At 68.0% G+C, this 18,041-nt stretch carries 17 protein-coding genes and 1 pseudogene; 9 read left to right on the forward strand and 9 right to left on the reverse strand.

Annotation, left to right across the window (positions count from 1 at the left end):
- Positions 1-121 precede the first annotated feature (121 nt).
- The 3 genes from H9L41_RS03595 to H9L41_RS03605 are packed head-to-tail and all read left to right on the forward strand — an operon-like array spanning position 122 to position 1,597.
- Positions 122-484, forward strand: coding sequence for a response regulator transcription factor (locus H9L41_RS03595; RefSeq protein ID WP_028446219.1), 363 nt, complete (start codon positions 122-124; stop codon positions 482-484).
- Complete coding sequence (locus H9L41_RS03600) at positions 484-1,110, forward strand: chemotaxis protein CheC (protein WP_028446218.1); 627 nt, start codon at positions 484-486, stop codon at positions 1,108-1,110. The genes H9L41_RS03595 and H9L41_RS03600 overlap by 1 nt, the downstream gene beginning before the upstream one ends.
- On the forward strand, positions 1,103-1,597 hold the full coding sequence (locus H9L41_RS03605) for an acyl-CoA thioesterase (RefSeq protein ID WP_308417314.1): 495 nt from the start codon (positions 1,103-1,105) through the stop codon (positions 1,595-1,597). Before H9L41_RS03600 ends, H9L41_RS03605 begins: the two co-directional genes overlap by 8 nt.
- A 166-nt stretch (positions 1,598-1,763) precedes the next feature.
- Here H9L41_RS03605 and H9L41_RS24345 read toward each other — a convergent pair.
- The 5 genes and pseudogenes from H9L41_RS24345 to H9L41_RS03635 form a co-directional block, all read right to left on the reverse strand.
- Positions 1,764-2,476: pseudogene (locus H9L41_RS24345) on the reverse strand (M90 family metallopeptidase).
- A 129-nt stretch (positions 2,477-2,605) separates the two neighbouring features.
- Positions 2,606-3,385 carry an HvfC/BufC N-terminal domain-containing protein gene (locus H9L41_RS03620; RefSeq protein WP_051319002.1) on the reverse strand — a complete coding sequence of 260 codons (780 nt, stop codon included), beginning with the start codon at positions 3,383-3,385 and terminating at the stop codon, positions 2,606-2,608.
- Positions 3,382-4,188 carry an MNIO family bufferin maturase gene (bufB, locus tag H9L41_RS03625; protein WP_187523866.1) on the reverse strand — a complete coding sequence of 269 codons (807 nt, stop codon included), beginning with the start codon at positions 4,186-4,188 and terminating at the stop codon, positions 3,382-3,384. The genes H9L41_RS03620 and bufB overlap by 4 nt, the downstream gene beginning before the upstream one ends.
- 93 nt (positions 4,189-4,281) lie before the next feature.
- Positions 4,282-4,524 carry a BufA2 family periplasmic bufferin-type metallophore gene (gene bufA2, locus H9L41_RS03630; RefSeq protein ID WP_028446214.1) on the reverse strand — a complete coding sequence of 81 codons (243 nt, stop codon included), beginning with the start codon at positions 4,522-4,524 and terminating at the stop codon, positions 4,282-4,284.
- A 72-nt stretch (positions 4,525-4,596) separates the two neighbouring features.
- Positions 4,597-5,460 carry a UDP-2,3-diacylglucosamine diphosphatase gene (locus H9L41_RS03635; protein WP_245589205.1) on the reverse strand — a complete coding sequence of 288 codons (864 nt, stop codon included), beginning with the start codon at positions 5,458-5,460 and terminating at the stop codon, positions 4,597-4,599.
- Between the two features lie 168 nt (positions 5,461-5,628).
- On the opposite strand from H9L41_RS03635, the gene H9L41_RS03640 reads away from it, so the two are divergent.
- A complete protein-coding gene (locus H9L41_RS03640; RefSeq protein ID WP_028446213.1) occupies positions 5,629-6,402 on the forward strand; it encodes a substrate-binding periplasmic protein in 774 nt (257 codons plus the stop codon).
- A 178-nt stretch (positions 6,403-6,580) separates the two neighbouring features.
- Here the strand turns inward: H9L41_RS03640 and H9L41_RS03645 are convergent, their stop codons facing one another.
- Positions 6,581-7,618, reverse strand: a complete 1,038-nt coding sequence (locus H9L41_RS03645) for a phytanoyl-CoA dioxygenase family protein (RefSeq protein WP_028446212.1) — start codon at positions 7,616-7,618, stop codon at positions 6,581-6,583.
- 144 nt (positions 7,619-7,762) lie between these two features.
- Between H9L41_RS03645 and H9L41_RS03650 the strand changes: the two genes are divergently transcribed.
- A complete protein-coding gene (locus H9L41_RS03650) occupies positions 7,763-8,470 on the forward strand; it encodes a class I SAM-dependent methyltransferase (RefSeq protein WP_157461968.1) in 708 nt (235 codons plus the stop codon).
- A gap of 301 nt (positions 8,471-8,771) precedes the next feature.
- On the opposite strand, the gene H9L41_RS03655 is transcribed toward H9L41_RS03650, so the two are convergent.
- The 3 genes from H9L41_RS03655 to H9L41_RS03665 all read right to left on the reverse strand — a co-directional run bounded on the left by H9L41_RS03655 (position 8,772) and on the right by H9L41_RS03665 (position 12,645).
- Positions 8,772-11,060: a TonB-dependent receptor gene (locus tag H9L41_RS03655; protein WP_028446211.1), complete on the reverse strand. Its 2,289-nt coding sequence runs from the start codon at positions 11,058-11,060 to the stop codon at positions 8,772-8,774.
- A gap of 139 nt (positions 11,061-11,199) precedes the next feature.
- A complete protein-coding gene (locus H9L41_RS03660; protein ID WP_051319000.1) occupies positions 11,200-11,601 on the reverse strand; it encodes a DUF2946 domain-containing protein in 402 nt (133 codons plus the stop codon).
- Between the two features lie 240 nt (positions 11,602-11,841).
- Complete coding sequence (locus tag H9L41_RS03665; RefSeq protein ID WP_051318999.1) at positions 11,842-12,645, reverse strand: hypothetical protein; 804 nt, start codon at positions 12,643-12,645, stop codon at positions 11,842-11,844.
- Positions 12,646-12,886: 241 nt separating this feature from the next.
- On the opposite strand from H9L41_RS03665, the gene H9L41_RS03670 reads away from it, so the two are divergent.
- The 4 genes from H9L41_RS03670 (at position 12,887) to H9L41_RS03685 (ending at position 17,999) form a co-directional block, all read left to right on the forward strand.
- The gene (locus tag H9L41_RS03670; RefSeq protein ID WP_034606926.1) at positions 12,887-16,183 is read left to right on the forward strand and encodes an nSTAND1 domain-containing NTPase; all 3,297 of its coding nucleotides are present in this window, start codon (positions 12,887-12,889) and stop codon (positions 16,181-16,183) included.
- Positions 16,184-16,304: 121 nt separating this feature from the next.
- Positions 16,305-16,541 (forward strand): hypothetical protein, encoded by a 237-nt coding sequence (locus H9L41_RS03675; protein ID WP_169730178.1) that lies wholly within the window; start codon positions 16,305-16,307, stop codon positions 16,539-16,541.
- Between the two features lie 18 nt (positions 16,542-16,559).
- Complete coding sequence (locus tag H9L41_RS03680; RefSeq protein WP_157461967.1) at positions 16,560-16,844, forward strand: hypothetical protein; 285 nt, start codon at positions 16,560-16,562, stop codon at positions 16,842-16,844.
- Positions 16,845-17,321: 477 nt separating this feature from the next.
- Complete coding sequence (locus H9L41_RS03685; RefSeq protein ID WP_187523677.1) at positions 17,322-17,999, forward strand: ABC transporter ATP-binding protein; 678 nt, start codon at positions 17,322-17,324, stop codon at positions 17,997-17,999.
- Positions 18,000-18,041: the final 42 nt, after the last annotated feature.

An 18,041-nucleotide genomic window follows, 5' to 3' on the forward strand; every position in this document is an offset into this window, starting at 1 on the left:
GCAGCCGAAGAGAAGGAAAACCCGTCGCCTGGCGGCGCCTGGCGCCGGGCGTCCATCGCGCCGCACCGCGCCGTGGACTATGATTGCGGCAATGCCCGGCGGGCAAGGGAGAAGCAAGCACGTGAGCAAACAGGTGTTGATCGTGGACGACAGCCGGGTGTCGCGCATGTTGGCGCGCGCCTACCTGGAGGAGCGGCGGCCGCAATGGACCTTTTTCGAGGCGTCCAGCGGCGAGGAGGCCATTGCCCTGGCCGAACGCGAGGAACTCGAGCTGGTGACGCTCGACGTGAACATGCCCGGCATGTCGGGCCTGGCCGCGGGTGAACGCATCCTGCAGATCCGGCCGTCCGCCCAGGTGGTGGTGCTGACCGCCAACGTGCAGAGCAGCGTGCGCCAGCGCGCCGAATCGCTCGGCATGCGTTTCTTGCAGAAGCCGATCACCGAGGCCACCATCTCGCGCCTCCTGGAACTGGTGGACGGCTGATGTCGATCGCGCTCACCTCGTTGCAGCACGACGCGCTGAACGAGATCTTCAATATCTCGGTCGGCCGCGCGGCCGATGCGTTGAGCCAGATGGTGGGCGAGGAGATCAGCCTCAGCGTGCCGGCCATGCGCTTCTGCCTGCTGCAGGAACTCGATGCGCGCGCCGGCCTGTCGCGCTGGCGCCGCGTCGACGCGGTGGTGCAGTCGTTCAAGGGCAGTTTCGAGGGCGACGCGGTCCTGATGTTCCCGGATGACGGCGGCGACGAGGTGATCCGGCTGGTGCTGGCCGGCCTGAAGAAGCCGGTCGACATCGAGGCGCTCGGCAGCGATGCGCTGGCCGAGGTCGGTAACGTGCTGCTCAACGCCTGCCTGTCGGCGCTGGCCGACGTGCTGGCCGAGCGCTTCGATACCGGCCTGCCCAGCCTCCATGCCGGCCGCGCGCTCGACGTGCTGGTGCAGCAGGCCGGCGACGCGCGCGATCCGGTGCTGTTCCTGCACATCCAGTTCGAGCTGTGCGAGCGCCAGGTCGAGGGCTGCCTGGCCTTCCTGATGAACCTGCCTTCGCTCGAGGCGCTGCGCGACGGCGTCGACCGTTTCCTGCTGCGGCTGGGCCAGGAGCATGGCTGAGATGCAGGTCACCCCGCACGAGCTGACCATGACGGTGCTGATGACGCCCGACATGGCCAATTTCTCCGGCAACGTCCACGGCGGCGCGGTGCTCAAGCTGCTCGACCAGGTGGCCTATGCCTGCGCCAGCCGCTATGCCGGTTCCTACGTGGTCACGCTGTCGGTCGACCAGGTGACCTTCGCCCAGCCGATCCACGTCGGCGAGCTGGTCACCTTCCTCGCCTCGGTCAACTACACCGGCCGCAGCTCGATGGAGATCGGCATCAAGGTGCTGGCCGAGCACGTGACCCATGGCGTGATCCGCCATACCAACAGCTGCTTCTTCACCATGGTGGCGGTCGACGAGGACGGCAAGTCCAAGCCGGTCTCCGCGCTTGAGCTCAAGACCGACGAGCAGCGCCGCCGCTGGCGCGAGGCCGAGCTGCGCCGCCAGCATCGGCTCGACTACGCCGCGCAGCGGCAGGTGCTGAAACAGCAGGCATCCTGAGCGCCGGTCGCCTCCATGCTTCTGCCGGTTCGGGTGCCGTAGGCCGGGCTTTATGCCCGACGGCTCTCTTTGATCGACGGCGCTGCCCGGCGTAAAGCCCGACCTACCGACCGGCCCCGTTAGCCGTTGCCGCTCCTGTAGGACCGGTTCGCGCTGCTGAACCCGTTCAATTGTCGTACCAACCCGCCTCGTCGACGCCGATCACCGGCAGCCGCATGCCCGGATCCTGCCGGTAGAACTCGCGCAGCTGGGTGTAGATGGCCGGGTATTCGGTGTGCAAGAGGTGCGGCAGCTCGAAGAAGCATTCCGACAGCACGGCGAAGAACTCGGCCGGGTTCTCGGCCGCGTAGGGGTCGATCGCCATCCGCTCGCCGCGGTCGAGCCGGCGGCAGAAGTCGCGGTAGCCGCGCTCGAAGGCGCGCGTCCAGTCGGTCTGGCTCATGCCGGCGTGCAGCGGCGGGAAGCCGTTGGCGGATCCGTTCAGCATGTCGAGCTTGTGCGCGCATTCGTGGATCACCAGATTCCAGCCGTCGAGCGCCGGGCCGGCCTGGCTGTCGGCCAGGACAGCAGCAGCGGGCCGTCGCTGCGCGCCATGCCGGCGTATTCGAATTCGCCCTCGTGCACCAGGCCGATCTCGTCGCGCCAGGCGTCGCGGCTGACGAAGGCGGTCGGGTAGACCACCACGTCGAACCAGCCGTGGTAGGCGCTGTCGTCGAGGTTCATCACCGGCAGCGCGGCCTGCGCCGCGATCACCAGCAGCTTGTCCTGGTCCAGCGCCAGCCCTTGCACGGCATTGAACGACTTGTCGGCCAGGAAGGTACGCATGCGCTGCTCGAGCCGCTCCCATTCCTCCGCCGTCAGGCCTTGCAGCAGCGGCATGGCGCGGCCGATGGCGGGCCAGCGCGGCGAGGCGAGCGGATCGGGGTGGGCTTGCGGCGCAGGAAGGAGAGCATGGCGGCCATCGGTCGGGATCGGTTCTTCCCTAGATGCCGCCGTGCGACGGCAATCTCAAGTGCCGGCGTCGAGCGCCGCGATCCAGCCCTCGGCCAGCCACTGGCCCAGCAAGGCGCCGGCGCGGGCCGGCGCCGCGTCCTCGTCGTGCCAGGCGAGCAGGCTTTCGCAGGCCATGCCGAACGGCTGGCCGGCTTGCAAGGCCGCCAGCAGGGCGGCTTCGTCGCCGGCCAGCGAGCGGTAGTGCGGTTGCAGCCCGGCGCGCCAGATCGCCCAGTCAAACGCTTCGCGCGTCGGCGCGGGCGGCGCTGCATCTGCGTCGAGCGCACGCCAGACCGCTGGTGCGTTCCATTGCAGCGACAACCGCGCGAATCCCGGCTGGAAGTGCACGCGCAGCACGGGCCAGGCTTCGTCGGCGACGGCGGCCAGCGCTTCGATGCCCAGGCTCGGCGCATCGGCCGCGTCGAAGGCCAGGCCCAGCGCCCATTCGAACCGCGCCAGCTCGGCCAGCGCCGGCGTCGCGGCATAGGGCGAGGTGGCGGCCAGGAAGCCGTCCAGCCCGGCGCCGAACCAGCGGATCGAGGCCTGCCGCGACGGCTGTCCGGCCAGGTAGGCGCGCGTCAGCGCCAGGAAATCGTCGTCGCCGAGCAGCAGGTGCAGCTTGGGATAGTTGGCGCGCAGGGCCTCGTCCAGCCGCAGCAGGTAGGCGTCGGCATAGATGCCGAGCCGGGTGGCGCGCGGCACGCGCGGACTGTCGGCGACCAGGTCGGCCAGCGGATCGTCGCCGTGGCGGATCGCGGCTGCGACGCGGCGCTGCAGGGCTTCGAGCGCGCTCATGCGGCGACCTCGGCATCGGCCGTGGCCTCGCCGGCGATCGCGCGGGCGATGGCCAGCTCGTCGAGCAGTTCGGCCAGCGGCGGGATGTCGGCATCGCGCTCGATCATCGCCGCCACGCCGGGAAAGCGCCGCACCGCCTCGCGGTAGAGCGCCCACACCGGCGGCGGCACCGGCCGGTCGTGGGTGTCGACCAGGTAGTCGCCGTGGTCGCTGTGGCCGGCCAGGTGGATCTGCCGCACGCGCGCGGCCGGCAGGGCGGCCAGGTAGGCGTGCGGATCGAAACCGTGGTTCACGCTGGAGACGTGGACATTGTTGACGTCGAGCAGGATCAGGCAATCGGCGCGACGGGCGATCTCGGCCAGGAAATCCCATTCGGCCATCTCGTCGACGGTATAGCTGAGGTAGCTCGACACGTTCTCCAGCAGCAGGCGCTGGCCGATCGCGTCCTGCACGCGCTGGACGCGATCGACCACGTGGCCGATCGCCGCCTCGGTATAGGGCAGCGGCAGCAGGTCGTGCAGGTTGACGCCGTCGATGCCGGTCCAGCACAGGTGGTCCGACACCCACATCGGCTCGACGCGGTCGACCAGCGCGCGCAGATCGCGCAGGTAATCGGCCGACAGCGGCTCGGTGCCGCCGAGGTTCAGCGCCACGCCGTGCAGCGCCATCGGGTAGTCGTGGCGCAGGCGGTCGAGGAAATGCAGCGGCTTGCCGCCGGGCACCAGGTAGTTGTCGCTCAGCGCTTCGAGCCAGTCGACGCAGCCGGGCGCGGCCAGCAGGTCGTGGTAGTGCTCGGGCCTCAGGCCGAGGCCGAAGGCTGGCGGGGGAACTGCGGGACGTTCATGGCGATCGCTGGGCGAGCGGCGCGGCCGGGCATGGCCGCGCCGCCTGGCGCCTTATTCCTTCACGACCTTGCCGTTCTTGGCCTTGCATTCCTTCTCGGTCGCTTCGACCCAGCCGTGGCCCTTGCACTTGTTCTGGCCCTTGCAGCCGTTCTCGGCGGTCTTGCAGGCCGACTGGCCCTTGCAACCGTTGATGCCTTCGCACTTGACCTTGGCTTCGGCGGCCATCGAGGGCAGGGCGGCGACCGAGAAGGCGGCGGCGGCAGCGGCGGCGAGTGCGGCGGAACTGAACTTCATGGTGGTTCTCCTTTGACGGGGGATGGCGAAGCGGTGTGCTTCTGCAGCCTTCGTCGCGGGCCGGCGGCGTTCTTACGGTTGCGACGAGATTTTTTTATACGCTGTTTCGGGCAGCTCGGCAGCCGGCGAGGGAAATGGCGCTGCGGCCGCCTTGGCGCGGCTGCGGCCGGTACGGACCGGCTCCTCTTCGCGCTGTTGCCAAGTCACGATGCGCAGCTCGCCGTCCATGGTCTCGACCAGCGCGGTCAGGCTTTCCACCCAGTCGCCGTCGTTGCAGTAGAGGATGCCGTCGATGTCGCGCATCTCGGCCTTGTGGATATGGCCGCAGATCACCCCGTCGAGCCCGCGCGTCTTGGCTTCGCGCGCCACCGCCTGCTCGAACTGGCTGACGAAGTTCACCGCCTTCTTCACCTTGTGCTTGAGGAACTGCGACAGCGACCAGTAGCCCAGGCCGAGCTTGGCGCGCAGGTGGTTGAACCAGCGATTGAGCTTGAGCGTGACGGTGTAGGCATGGTCGCCGACGATGGCCAGCCAGCGCGCGCACTGGATCACGCCGTCGAACAGGTCGCCGTGCAGCACCAGAAAGCGGCGGCCGTCGGCGGTGGTGTGCACCACCTCGTCCTCGATGTCGATGCCGCCGAAGGCCAGGCCGATGAACTGGCGCACCACCTCGTCGTGGTTGCCGGCGATATAGACCACCCGGGTGCCCTTGCGCGCCTTGCGCAGGATCTTCTGGATCACGTCGTTGTGCTGCTGGTTCCAGTACCAGGAACGCTTGAGCGCCCAGCCGTCGATGATGTCGCCGACCAGATAGAGGTGATCCGAATCGTTGTGCTTGAGGAAGTCGAGCAGATAGGCCGCCTGGCAGCCGGCGGTGCCCAGGTGCACGTCGGAGATCCAGATGGCGCGGTAGTGGTGGGTGGCCTTGTCGCTCACGATGATCGCAGGTGGTGGATTGGCGCGATCATGCGGGGCGAATGTGACAGGGCGTTGAAGCCGGAAGCGGCCGCTTCGCCCTTTGCGGACAAGGGCTTGCGCGGCCGGCCGGGCAGCCCGGCCGGCACGTGCTATGGTGGGTTGAGCCTCCCTGGAACCCGCCGCGTGATGCCCTTCCTTCTCCGCCTGGCCTGCCTGCTGTGCGCGCTGCTGCTGCCGGCGCTGGCCGCCGAGCGCATCGTCCTGGCCAATGGCGAATGGCCGCCTTACCTCTCCGCCAAGCTGCCGCACTACGGCTACGCCAGCCATATCGTCAGCGAGGCCTTCCGCCAGGCCGGCATCGAGGTGCGCTACGACTTCTACCCCTGGGCCCGCGCCCAGGAGATGGTGCGCGCCGGCACGGTCGCCGGCTCGCCGGTCTGGACCGCCACGCCGGAGCGGCAGGCCTTCGCGCTGTTCAGCGAACCGGTGATCAGCGACGACGAGGTGGTGTTCCACCTGCGCAGCAAGCCGCTGCGCTGGACCCGCATGGAAGACCTGCGCGGCCTGGCCATGGTCACGCCGCTCGGCTCCAAGCTCGGTGCCTGGGAGGCGCCGATCAGGGCAGGCATCCTGAGCAATGCCTATACGCTCGACATCCGCACCGGATTCCTGCAGTTGCTGGCCGGCCGTACCGATTTCTTCCCGCTGGCCAAGGGCGTGGGCCTGCATGCGCTGAACCAGGGCTTGCCGCCGGAAGTGGCGCAGCGCATCACCTATTCGCCGACGGTGTCGGAGCGCAACGAGTACCGGCTGATGCTGAGCCGCGCTCGGCCCGACGGCGAGGAGCTGCTGCGGCGCTTCAACGACGGCCTGCGGCGCCTGCGCGACAGCGGCCGGCTGGCGCAGATGGAGCGCGAGTTCGAATCCGGCGCCTACTCGCGGCCGGGCTGGTTGCCCTGAACTTGGGCCCGGGCCGCGCGGCCCTCGCGCATGCGGTTCGAGGCCGGCCTGCGGCAAGGCGGCGGTCGACCATCTTCATCGCCCGCCTCCATCGATCGCCCTGATCACGTTCGCCCTTATCGATCAGCGCGTGGGGAATGCGCCGCCGCAACCGCCCGGCGATCCGGCCGGCGCCGGCTCAGCGCCACTCCGCCTGCTTCGGCGGCCGGGCCGGCGCCAGGTTGAGATACTGCACCAGCCGGGGCAGCGCGCCGCGGTTCGGCCCGGGGCCGTGCGGCAGCGCCTGGTGCCAGATCACCATGTCGCCGGCGCGCGCGCCGATCGGTCGGGCCTGCGATTCGAACGATTCGTGGCGCGGATCGGCGTCGGGCGGCAGCTCGGCTAGCCAGCGTTCGATCCGGTGCTGGAAGCCGGGCACTAGCGACAGTGCGCCCTGTTCGGGCGGCGTATCGGTCAGGTAGAGGATGCCCTGGGTGCCGAACGGGATCGGCGTGACCAGGCTGACGTCCCAGTGCAGCGGCGGCCGCTGGCTGCGGAAGCCGGGCCGTTCGGGCGGGTGGAAGCCGACCCGGTCGACGCTCGGCCACAGGTCGGCATGGCCCCAGAGCTGGGCGAAGGCCTTGTGGATGCGTTCGGCGCGGCGGTTGGCGCTGAAGGCCGGGTGCTGGAAGTACTGCACCATCACGCCCTGCGGCCGGCTGCCGTACCAGCTGTCCGGCTCGTCGGGCCGGGCGCCGACGTGGCGCCAGACGGCCTCGGCCGCCGCGTCGCGGCTGTCGGCCGGGATGGCGTCGCGCAGGATCACGTAGCCGTGCCGCTCCCAGTGGGCCAGGTCGGCGGCGTCGAGCACCGCGGGCAGCGCGCCGATATGGTCCAGTCGGGCGCGGGTGGCCGGCGGGATCGGCGCGCCGGCGACCGCGGCGTTGAGCCGCGCCACGGCCTCGGCCGTCGGCTCGCCGGCGGTATCGACGATCCAGCGCTCGAACGCGTCGAAATCCGGTGCGGCGGCGAACAGATGGCCCATGCCCTGCTCCAGGCCGATGCCGAGCGCGTGCAGGACCAGCGGGTCGAGCGGGTCGTCGCCGTCGTCCGGATCGGGCTGGCCGGCGCGCCGGCGCAAGGTGCGCGACCACAGCCGCTTGATCTGGCAGGCGCCGAGGCGGCCGGTTTCGGTGGCGGGGGCGAGCGGCGGAATGGGCATGCGGGGGGTGGTCAAGGACGATCCTGGAGTTTTAGAACGTAACGGCGGCGATTGCCGGCAGGCGATGCCGCTGGGGAGTGCGGCGGCGAAGGCGATGCCGCCGCCCTGCCGGGCCGGCGCGGCTTTGGGCCCGGCCGGCAAACCTTCTACACTGCCGCCATGACCGCCGACATCGAACAGGGCGTCCGCTACGACGCCCGCCACGCCGCCGCCTACGACCGCAAGATCCGCGCGCTGATCCCTGGCTACGAGGCGCTGCACGAATTGTCCGCCTTCCTGCTGGTCGAGCTGCTGCCGGCGCGCGCCAGCGTGCTGGTGGCCGGCAGCGGCACCGGCGAGGAGCTGACGCGCTATGCCGATCTGGCGCCCGACTGGCGGCTGACCGGGCTCGAGCCGTCGGGCGAGATGAATGCGCGTGCGGCCGAGCGTTGCCTGGTCGCCGGCGTGGCCGAGCGGGTGCGGCTGGTCGAGGGCAAGCCCGGCGAGACCGAACTCGGCGAGCGCTTCGACGCCGCCACCGCGCTGCTGGTGCTGCACTTCCTGCCCGACGACGGCGCCAAGGCCGCCTTCCTGGCCGCCCTCGCCCATGCGCTCGAACCGGGCGGCTGGCTGCTGCTGGCCGATTGGGCCGGCGAGCGCGGCGAGCCGATGTGCGAGCGGCTGTTCCGCGCCTGGCGCAGTCAGCAGGACGCGACCCGGCCGAAGCCGGAACAGGTCGCGCTCGATTTCGCCCACCTCGACCGCAATGTCCACCCGGTGTCGCCCGAACGGCGGATTGCGCTGCTGGCCGAGGCCGGCTTCACGGTCGAGGGCGAGTACTGGCGTGCCTACGGGCTGTCGGCCTTGCTGGCGCGCAAGACGGCTTGACCGGCCTTTGCGCCGGGCGTCGTCCCGCCATTCTTCGCCATTCACCCACACGAGCGTAGGTCGGACTTCAGTCCGACGGCGATCCCGCTTAAGGGCACCGTCGGACTGAAGCCCGACCTACGGCCGACATGCGATCCGCGACGAACCCGTAGGAGCGGCTTCAGCCGCGAATGCTCGTTCGATCCACAGGCGCGTCGCATCTCCACGATTCGCGGCTGAAGCCGCTCCTACGGGGACGTGCCCTGTGGACAGCCGCAGCGCGTCCTCCGTATGCCTTGTTTCCGCCCCTGTCCCACGGTCCTCACTGATCGAACTTCAGCTCGGCGAACACCGTGCGCTGGGTATACGGGTGGTAGGCCCAGTACTTGGCGTCGTTGAGGTTGTCGACGCCGAGCGAGACGGTCCATTGCCGCGCCAGCTGGTAGCGCAGCCGCAGGTCGGTGACGAAATAGTCGCTCACGCCGGTATAGGTCGCGCCGTTCGGGTCGCTGTTGTCGAGCGTGCCGTACTGGCGGCCGCTGTAGCGCGCGCCGACGGTGGCGCTCCAGCGCTCGCCGAGCCGGTAGGTCGCCAGCAGGTTGGCGCGCCAGCGCGGCACGCGCGGCTGCCACTTGCCGACGCTGGCCGGGAAGCGGTCGTTGCGGCGGATCTCCGAATCGGCATAGGTCAGGCTGCTCGCCAGGTCGAGCCCGGTCAGGCCGAGGTCGCTCGCCTGCCAGGCCAGCTCCAGGCCCAGCGTGCGGATCGCGTCGACGTTCTGGATATTGGTGACGCTGGGCGTGACCGTGACATTGGTCTGCGAGTAGAGCGCGTCGCGGGTGTGCTCCTGGAACGCGGTCGCGCGCAGCAGGCCGTGCTCGAGCTGGTGCTCGGTGGTCAGCTCGCTGGTCCACGAGCGTTCCGGCTTCAGGTTCGGATCGTTGTTGACGATGGTGTCGGTGGCGATGCTGCCCTGGTACAGCTCGGCCACCGTCGGCATGCGCACCGCGCGGCCGAGCGAGGCCTTCAGCGTCCAGTCCGGCGCCATCTGGTAGGCCAGCGCCGCCTTGGGCGAGAAGAAGGTCTCGCTGCGTTCGCCGAACGGCTTGGTGGTATTGGCGTTCGACAGGCTGCCGCCATAGGCCTGCCAGCGTTCGAGCCGGCCGCCCAGCGTGGTGCGCCAGTCGTCGGCGAAGCGCCAGGTGTCCTGCGCGTACAGGCTGTCCAGCCGGGTATTGCCGGTGAAGGCCGAGATGCGCGCGCCGGCTGCGCCGTGCAGCCAGTCGGCGGTCTTCGACACCCGCGTGCGCAGCGCATAGCGCTCCGATTGCAGGCCGAGGTCGACCAGATGGCTGCCGCCTTCGCCGCGCGGCCGCCAGCTGCCCTTGAGCGCCAGCGTGCGCCAGCCGGTGCCGTCCATGTCGGTGAGCTGGCCTTCGCCGCCGGACTCGGCCGCGGGTAGCGTCACGGTCGGCGTGCGCACTTGGTCGCGCCGGTAGTCGTAGGCGCTGGCCGCCACTTCCCAATCCCACAGGCCCTGGCTGTGGCTCTTCACCGACAGGCCATGCATCAGGTGCTCGAGCGCGCCGCGGCTCGGCGCGAAGTCGGACGCCTTCAGGTCGAACTGGCGGCCGTCGATGTTGACGCTGCCGCCGTAGACCGGCTGGCCGGCCGCGTCGCGCAGATAGCTGGTCGAGCTGCGGGTCGCCTCGTTGCGCCACCAGCCCAGCGTGTAGCTGGCGCGGATGGTGGGCGTGAAATCGTAGGCCAGCTTGGCCTTGGCGTGGTCCTGCACGGTGTGGGCCTGGTTGGTCGCGCCGAGGATCCACCAGTCCTGGTTCTTCGGATTGCGGTCGGCCACCGCGCCGGTCACCGCCCGGCCGCCGCTGCCGGGCTTGCCGTCGGCGACCAGCCGGTTGGCGAAGGCGATCGGCTGGCCGTCGCTGTCGAGCCGGTTGAGGTCGATCCACCAGGCCCAGTCGCCGCTGCGGTTGCCGATCGAGCCGCTGGCCTGGCTGCCGTGGTAGCGCGCGTCGGTGCCGTACTGGCGATAGCCCTGGCTGAAGCCGGAGGCCTTGAGATGCGCCTCGAAGCGGCGCGGCATGCGCGTCACGTAGTCGACCACCGCGCCGACCGCGTTGCCCGGGTAGGCGGCCGAGAACGGGCCGTACAGCACGTCGACGCGCTCGATCTCCTCGGGCGTGACCAGGCCCCAGCGCGGCGTGTAGGTGGCGCCGTTGCCGAGCAGGTTGGACAGCAGGATGCCGTCGGCGTAGACCAGCGAGCGCGCGCTGTTGCCGGTGCCCGAGGCGCGGCTGGCCAGCACGGCGTGGTCGTAGTCGCCGATGTAGCGCTTGCGCACATTGAGGCTGGGCAGGTACTTGAGCGCGTCTTCGCTGTCGGTGGCGTTGATGGCCTGCTCGACCTGGCGGCCGCTGATGCCTTCGACGGTGGTCGGAATCTGCGTCGGCAGCGAGCTGACGCGCTGGCCGGTGACGGTGATGGTGCCGAGCGTCTTGACGGGCGCGTCTTCGGCTTCGTGGGTGGCGTGGGCGGCGGTGGCGAGCGCGGCCAGCAGGGCCGCGGCGATGGGCCGGTGGCGGAATGGCATCGGAAAGGCTCCCTGATCCTGATCTTGTTCGTATGCGGTTCGGCGCCTCGGTCGCGGCGCACACGCCGCGCGCATGGCAGAAGGCCAGGCGCGACGGCGCACGGGTCGGCTGAGACCGGGCGGAGGTCGAGCGGGCGAATCAGGCAGGGAAGGGCGGCGCGCGCGGCTGCGCGCCGGGCCAGGCGAACAGCATGCGCCGGGCCTGGAAGAAGCGGGGCGGGAAACGGTGGGATTCCGCGGTGGCGGACAGAACGTCGAGCGCCGCCGGCGGCAGCCCGTCGGCGCCGGCGTGGGTGGTGCAGAACGGGCAATGCTTGGTGCGGCCCAGGCCGCCGTCGTCGGAATGGTGCTGCGGCGCATGAGCCGGCGTGGCCCAAGCCTGCGGGGACGACATGTCCATGCCGCAGGCGGACAGGCTGGCGGCCGGGCTGCCGCGCCAATGCGCCATCGCCTGGGCGGCCAGCGGCATGAAGCTGGCGGCCAGGATCGTCGCCAGGGCGATCCAGGCGAGCAGGCGATGGGTGCGCCGATCGAAGATCATCGGCGGGCCTTGGCCTCTGCAGTGCGTGCGTCGTTTCTGGTCACGGCGGGAAGGGCGGCATGGGTCCGGTTGGCGTGTGCAATATATATATGCGACGGCGGCGGATCATAACAGCGGCAGCAGGCCGGATCGGCCGATCCGCTGCGACATTCGGTCGCGGCCGGCCAGACGCAGCCCGGCCGGGGCCAGGCCGGCCAGGCGCTGTCGCCGCCGCATCGGCTGCACATCGGGCACCCCGGCTCAGAAATACGGTTTGAGCGCGTCGCACACCGTGATCGCCAGCTCCTCCTGCAGCGCGATCGCGCAGAAGAAGTGCCGGTCGAACTGGCCGGCCCAGGTGATCTGGCCTTCGTGCAGGTCGACCAGCCGCAGCGAGGCGCGGATCAGCGCGCCTTCGACCCGTACGCTGCCTTCCAGCATGTGGCTGGCGCCATGGCCTCGGGCCAGCTTGCGCGCATCGGCGTCGTTGACGCCGTCGTAGGGCAGCGGCACCGGCGAGGTCAGCTGTTCGCCGAGCGTCTGGAACAGCTGGTGGACCAGTTCCTCGTTCAGGCCCTGGCTGAAGTAGCTGCTCTCGCTGGCGGCGGTGATGCACTGGATCGGGCGCAGCGCCAGCACGTTGTGGCGCGGACGGTCGAGCGTGATCTGCGGCACGCGGCGCACGGTCGGCACGTGGGTGCCGATCGGGATATCGAAGCGAATCTCGGCATTGCAGCCGCCCGCCGCGTAATATTCCTTGAGACGATCGCGCAGCCGGCCGACCTGGACCCGCACGATCGGGTCTTCGCTCGGCGTGAAGGTCGACGCATCGCGGTCGAACACCTCGATGCCGATGGTGTATTCATTGATGTCGCGGATCGCTCCGGTGAGCAGCTTGCCGACCAGGAAGCGCAGCAGCCCGCTCATGCGCTGCGCCTTGGCGAACAGCTTGCTGTCCAGGATCGCGGCCAGCGCAGCTTCGACCTCGGGCGCGGGGATGACCACCAGGTCGCCGGCGCTGCTGGTCGGCTTGGATTTCAGGGCAATCGCCGTGTTGTCGCTCATGATCCGCTCCATCTGGAGAATGCGGCGCCGGTGGGGATCGGCCGCTGCCGCGTGATTGAAAAGACGCGCCCGGAAAACTGCTTCCGGCCCGCGTTTGCGATGGGCTAGACTCTATGGCGAGGGCTCAAACGTAACCTTCCGGTTACCTTCTGGTTTTCAAGTTGTTGATATATAACGGATATATTCCTAGTGCCGGCGGGTGTGCGAAACGGCGCAGGAACGGGGCGGGACTGCGGGAGATATGAGGAACGAGAGCTTTCGCTTCGGCGACTGGCAGGTCAGCCCTGCCACCAACAGCCTCACTCGGGGGGAAATGCGGCAGCAGGTCGAGCCGCGCGCGATGGATGTGCTGGTCGCGCTGTGCCGTCGCGCCAGCGACGTGATCAGCGCCGAGGAGCTGCTGCGCCAGTGCTGGGGCGACGCCTTCACCGGCGACAATCCGGTGCACAAGACCATCGCCCAGTTGCGCCGGGTGCTCGGCGACAACGCCTCCGAACCGACCTATATCGAGACGATCCGCAAGCGCGGCTACCGGACCGTCGCCCCGATCACCCATCCCGACGGCGGCCTGGCCACGGCCGAGAGCGGTGCCTGGCAGGCCGGTTCGCCGTTCCGCGGCCTGCAGGCCTTCGACGAGGCGCATGCCTCGGTCTTCTTCGGCCGCAACGACGCCACCTACACCCTGCTGCAGAGCGTCGACGCCCAGTCGCAGGCCGGTCGCGCGCTGCAACTGGTACTGGGCCCGAGCGGTTGCGGCAAGACTTCATTGATCCGGGCCGGCGTGCTGCCCGCGCTGATGCGGCCGAGCGGCTTCGGCAGCCTGCAGGTGCCGTCCTCGACGCTGCTCGACATGGGCGAACTCGGCGAGCAGCCGCTGCGGGCGGCGCTGGCCAGTGCGCTGCTCGATTGGGAAGTCGACGAGCAAGAGGTCTTCCCCGGCACCAGCGCCGATGCGCTCGGCCGCCGCCTGGAAGAGTCGTTCAATACCGTTGCGGCCGAACTGGCGCATGCGGCCCTGCTCCGCCAGGGCCAGCCGCGGCCGGGCGAGGCCGGCGCGCGCCGATTCGCGGTGGTGATCGACCGGATGGAGGCGGTCTTCACCGCGGCCCACGTGTCCGAAGCCGAGCGGCGCAGCTTCTTCGGCGTGCTCGACGCGCTGGCGCGCAACCCGCACGTGCTGGTCATCGCCGCCTGCCGCAACGATTTCTACCCACGCCTGGCCGAATACCCGCAGCTGATGGAAGGCAAGCTGCACGGCGGCCACTACGATCTCGGCCCGCCGACGCACGCCGAGGTCGCCCAGATCATCCGGCTGCCGGCGGTGGCGGCCAACCTCACCTTCGGTGTCGACCTGCGCACCCAGACCCGGCTCGACGACGTGTTGTGCGAGCACGCGGTCGCCAGCCCGGACGCGCTGCCGCTGCTGCAATACACGCTGCAGGAACTGTATCTGCAGCGCACGCCGGCCGGCGAACTGAGCTTCGAGGCCTTCCACCGACTCGGCGGCATCGAGGGCGCCATCGGCCAGCGCGCCGAGGAAGTGATCGCGGCCTTGAGCGAGGCCCAGCGCGGTTGCCTGCCGCGCGTGCTGTCGCTGCTGGTGACGCTGTCGGCCGACGAGGACGCCGTGACCAGCCGCCGCGCGCCGTGGTCGGCGCTGCGCAGCGAGGACGAGCGGGTGCTGGTGCAGGCGCTGGTGGAAAGCCGGCTGTTCGTGAGCGAGCTGATCGGCAGCGAATCGGGTTTCGGCGTGGCGCACGAGGCGATCCTGCGCCGCTGGCCGCGCGTCACCGAATGGATCGACCTGCATCGCCACGCGCTGCGCATCCGCGGCCGGGTCGCCGCGCTGGCCGCCCGCTGGGCCGCGGAAGGCCGGCCGCAGGATCTGTTGCTGCCGCGCGGCAAGCAGCTGTCGGAAGCGCGCGAGCTGCTCGATCTGGCGGCTTTTTCGCTGAGCGACGACGAGTTGGCGCTGATCCGAGTTTCGATCAAGCGCGCCAGGCTGCGCGAGCAACTGCGCATCGCGGCCATGACGGCGATCGTGTTGTTGTCGGTGGTGGCGTTCGCGATGGGCGTGCTGGCGCGCAGGGCGGAACACCTGGCCCAGCAGCGGCGCGCCGAGGCGGAAGGGCTGATGGGGTTCATGGTCGGCGACTTCGTCGACAAGCTAAGGCCGTTGGGGCGGCTGGACCTGCTCGATAGCGTGGGGGCGAAGGCACTGACCTATCTATCCGATTCGTCCGGGGACGACCTCAACGACGTTTCGCTACTGCAGCGGGCCAAGGCTTTGCAGGTGCTGGGGGAGGTGAAGATTGCGCGGGGAGACCCGGCCGAAGCGGAACGGGCGTTGAAAGGCGCGCGTGAAGTACTGGAAGAGGTGCTGGAGCGCGGGCCCAAGAATAAAGAAGTCCTGAAGAGCTTGGGCGCGGTGACCTTCTGGTTGGGGCAGATCGAACTGGATCAGAATCGATGGGACCTGGCGGAAGAGTTCTTTGGAGACTACAGGGAATTCAGCGATAGATTGGCCGGTCTGGATCCGGACGATGTGGATGCCTGGATTGAGCAGTCCTACGCGCATAGCAGTCTGGGCGCCGTTGCTTTGAAGAAAGGCAATGTTCAGATTGCTGCAAAAGAATTCGAGAAGTCGGTCGAATTGAAAGTCAGGGCGCTTCAGAAAAAGCCGAAAGATACGGATCTGGTCGTCGCGCTCGCGAATGGGCTATCGTGGCAGGCCTCTGCTCTGGAATTGCTGGGTCAGTTCCAGGCGGCGATGGATTTGTACGATCGTGAATTGAATACGCTGAAGGAGTTGCACGAATCCTCTCAGGAGGTGGTGTGGGCATCCCGCCTTGCCATCGCCTACCAGCATAAGGCTCGTCTGGAAGTGGCGATGGGCCGGAATCAGGACGCACTGTCGAACTTCCGGTTGGCCAATGGTCTGCATAAGCTCACCATAGATCATGAGCCCGAGAATTTGCGCTGGCAGGTCGAGCGCATGTATGTCGAGCTCGAAGAAATCAGGATCCGGCTCGATAAAAAGAGTGCCGCCGAATTTCTGCCCCGGTTGTATTCGATTGTTGGCAGGATGGAAGAATTGACGCGCCGCGATTCTAAGAATGCGGATTGGTCCAGGCAGGAGTCGATTTCGCGGCGGAGGCTTGCGGAGGCGTTGCTCCTGATTCAGGATTCCAAAGGGGCCGTTCGTTATGCCAGCGAGTCGAAGGCCGAGCTGGAGAAATTGCTGGCGGCGAATTCCGGCAATATGATGGCTCGCCAGGAATTGGCCAATACTCTTCTGGTGCTGGCCCAGGCGCAGGATCATGAAGGTAAAAAGGATGTGGCGAGAGGCCTGTGTGTTACCGCTCGGGACTTGCTCGTGCGTGAAGTTTCAAAGACGATTGACTATCGATTTCTTGATCCATGGGTTCGCGCCCATGTGTGTCTTGATCGGCGCAGTGAGATAACCGAGGTGCTCTCTAGTCTGGAGAGGATAGGTTATCGAGATGCTGCATATTTGTTTGCTCTGTCGGAGCATTGAAAAGGGGAAGTCGCATGACCGCATTCTGCAACACGGAAGTGGATGTCAAACCGAATTCGGAGGCGGGATCGATGTAAAGTTGACCCCATCGATAACCTACGTCACGACTACGAATACGGTCTTGAACTACACGTTCTCCGCCACGACTTCGCCGGACTATATTTTCGAAGGAATTACGAACGTCCAGGGGCTGGAAGGGCAGTTCAGCGCGCCGAGCGTGGCGGTCGATGGCCGCATGATGACCTTCAGCGATTGGAACAGCGTGAACGGCACCATCAATTTCTCGCTGCAGATCGCGAATCGGTCAAGTGGTGCTCGTCATCTTCATGATCCGGAAGTGGTCAATACCGGGCATTGATGCTCGAAGCCGCCTGGTATGGATGCCGGGCGGCTGTTTATTATTTGCCTGCATATGTTTGAAATAGAAAGGCCCATCGTGCAGAAGAATAAGAAATGGTCTCTGTCCGTGTTGGCAGTGTTTGCCGCGATTATGTCGATCTCGAATCATGCTGCCGAGCCGCGCGAAGTGCTGGAACGAATTGCTGTCGAAGATGATGCTTCGAGCCAAAAATCATATGGCTCGGTTGAGGAAGCTGTAGCGGTCGCAGAGCGGACCGATCATGAAATGGCTGGCCCGGATGTTGTCAATATCGGGCGATAGCGAGGTCAGGATGGGCAGGTCGCTGCGCCGATCTGTCTAATTGGGCCACTTGGCAGGTTACATGCAGGTAACTGCTGGCGACGGCCCTTACATTGCTCCGGATGTAATTGAAGATTTCGCGGTTTATACATTTTCAGATGCAAGTCAGATTATCGATAGTGAATGAACATGCTCTTCCAATCCTGCCTCATCCTCTCCGCACCATGTGCCACAAAGGCCGGCACCATTCTTCCTTCTCGACGGACTGGCCTATCGATGCCATGGCCATTCGAGCCGGCGACGTCCTACCCGTTCCTCCCGCATTTCTTCAGCAGGAATCCAGGTAACACCGGTCCGTCGCACTGCCTCGTTCAGACGTAACGTCAGCGCCGAGTTCGGCGGGCATTGTCCGGATCACGGCCGCTGACATACCTATAGTGATGCCTGTTCATTACTACTACTCGCGGCCGGCATGCCCGGCCCGACACCGGAGCCGCCATGTTCAAGCTGCGCCAACTCAGCAAGCGCTACCGCACCGGCGACATCGAGACCACCGCGCTCGACCAGATCGACCTCGACATCGAGGCCGGCGAATACCTGGCCATCACCGGCCCGTCGGGCTGCGGCAAGTCGACGCTGCTCGGCATCCTCGGTCTGCTCGATGCGCCGAGCGCCGGTGAGTACTGGTTCGAAGGCCGGAACGTGGCCGGCTGGAGCGAGGCGAAGCTGAACCGGCTGCGGCGCGGCCGGATCGGCTTCATCTTCCAGAGCTTCAACCTGATCGACGAACTGACGGTGGCCGAGAACGTCGGCCTGGCGCTCGAGTACGGCGAGGTGCCGGCGCGCGAGCGCAAGCAGCGGGTCGACGAGGCAATGGCGCGGCTGGGCGTGAGCCACCGCGCCGGCCACCGGCCGTCGCAGCTGTCGGGCGGCCAGCAGCAGCGGGTGGCGATCGCCCGCGCGCTGGTATCGCGGCCGGCCTTGCTGCTGGCCGACGAACCGACCGGCAACCTGGACAGCGCGCACGGCGACGAGGTGATGCGGCTGCTGCGCGAGATCAATGCAGAAGGGACCACGCTGGTGATGGTGACGCACTCGCCGGCGCACGCGGCGCAAGCCTCGCGCACGCTGCGGCTGCTCGACGGCCGGGTGCTGGTCGACGCGGTGGCGGCGTGAGGACGCTGGCGAAACGGTGAGGCATCCCTTGTAGGAGCGGCT

The organism is Chitinimonas koreensis, from assembly GCF_014353015.1.
In the GTDB taxonomy this organism is placed as follows: domain Bacteria; phylum Pseudomonadota; class Gammaproteobacteria; order Burkholderiales; family Chitinimonadaceae; genus Chitinimonas; species Chitinimonas koreensis.

Bases quoted from the DNA above. Each gene is read 5' to 3' on its own strand.
- H9L41_RS03600 (WP_028446218.1), top strand. From the start codon at position 484: ATGTCGATCGCGCTCACCTCGTTGCAGCACGACGCGCTGAACGAGATC.
- H9L41_RS03605 (WP_308417314.1), top strand. From the start codon at position 1,103: ATGGCTGAGATGCAGGTCACCCCGCACGAGCTGACCATGACGGTGCTG.
- H9L41_RS03620 (WP_051319002.1), bottom strand. From the start codon at position 3,385: ATGAGCGCGCTCGAAGCCCTGCAGCGCCGCGTCGCAGCCGCGATCCGC.
- bufA2 (WP_028446214.1), bottom strand. From the start codon at position 4,524: ATGAAGTTCAGTTCCGCCGCACTCGCCGCCGCTGCCGCCGCCGCCTTC.
- H9L41_RS03640 (WP_028446213.1), top strand. From the start codon at position 5,629: ATGCCCTTCCTTCTCCGCCTGGCCTGCCTGCTGTGCGCGCTGCTGCTG.
- H9L41_RS03650 (WP_157461968.1), top strand. From the start codon at position 7,763: ATGACCGCCGACATCGAACAGGGCGTCCGCTACGACGCCCGCCACGCC.
- H9L41_RS03655 (WP_028446211.1), bottom strand. From the start codon at position 11,060: ATGCCATTCCGCCACCGGCCCATCGCCGCGGCCCTGCTGGCCGCGCTC.
- H9L41_RS03660 (WP_051319000.1), bottom strand. From the start codon at position 11,601: ATGATCTTCGATCGGCGCACCCATCGCCTGCTCGCCTGGATCGCCCTG.
- H9L41_RS03665 (WP_051318999.1), bottom strand. From the start codon at position 12,645: ATGAGCGACAACACGGCGATTGCCCTGAAATCCAAGCCGACCAGCAGC.
- H9L41_RS03670 (WP_034606926.1), top strand. From the start codon at position 12,887: ATGAGGAACGAGAGCTTTCGCTTCGGCGACTGGCAGGTCAGCCCTGCC.
- H9L41_RS03680 (WP_157461967.1), top strand. From the start codon at position 16,560: ATGGATGCCGGGCGGCTGTTTATTATTTGCCTGCATATGTTTGAAATA.
- H9L41_RS03685 (WP_187523677.1), top strand. From the start codon at position 17,322: ATGTTCAAGCTGCGCCAACTCAGCAAGCGCTACCGCACCGGCGACATC.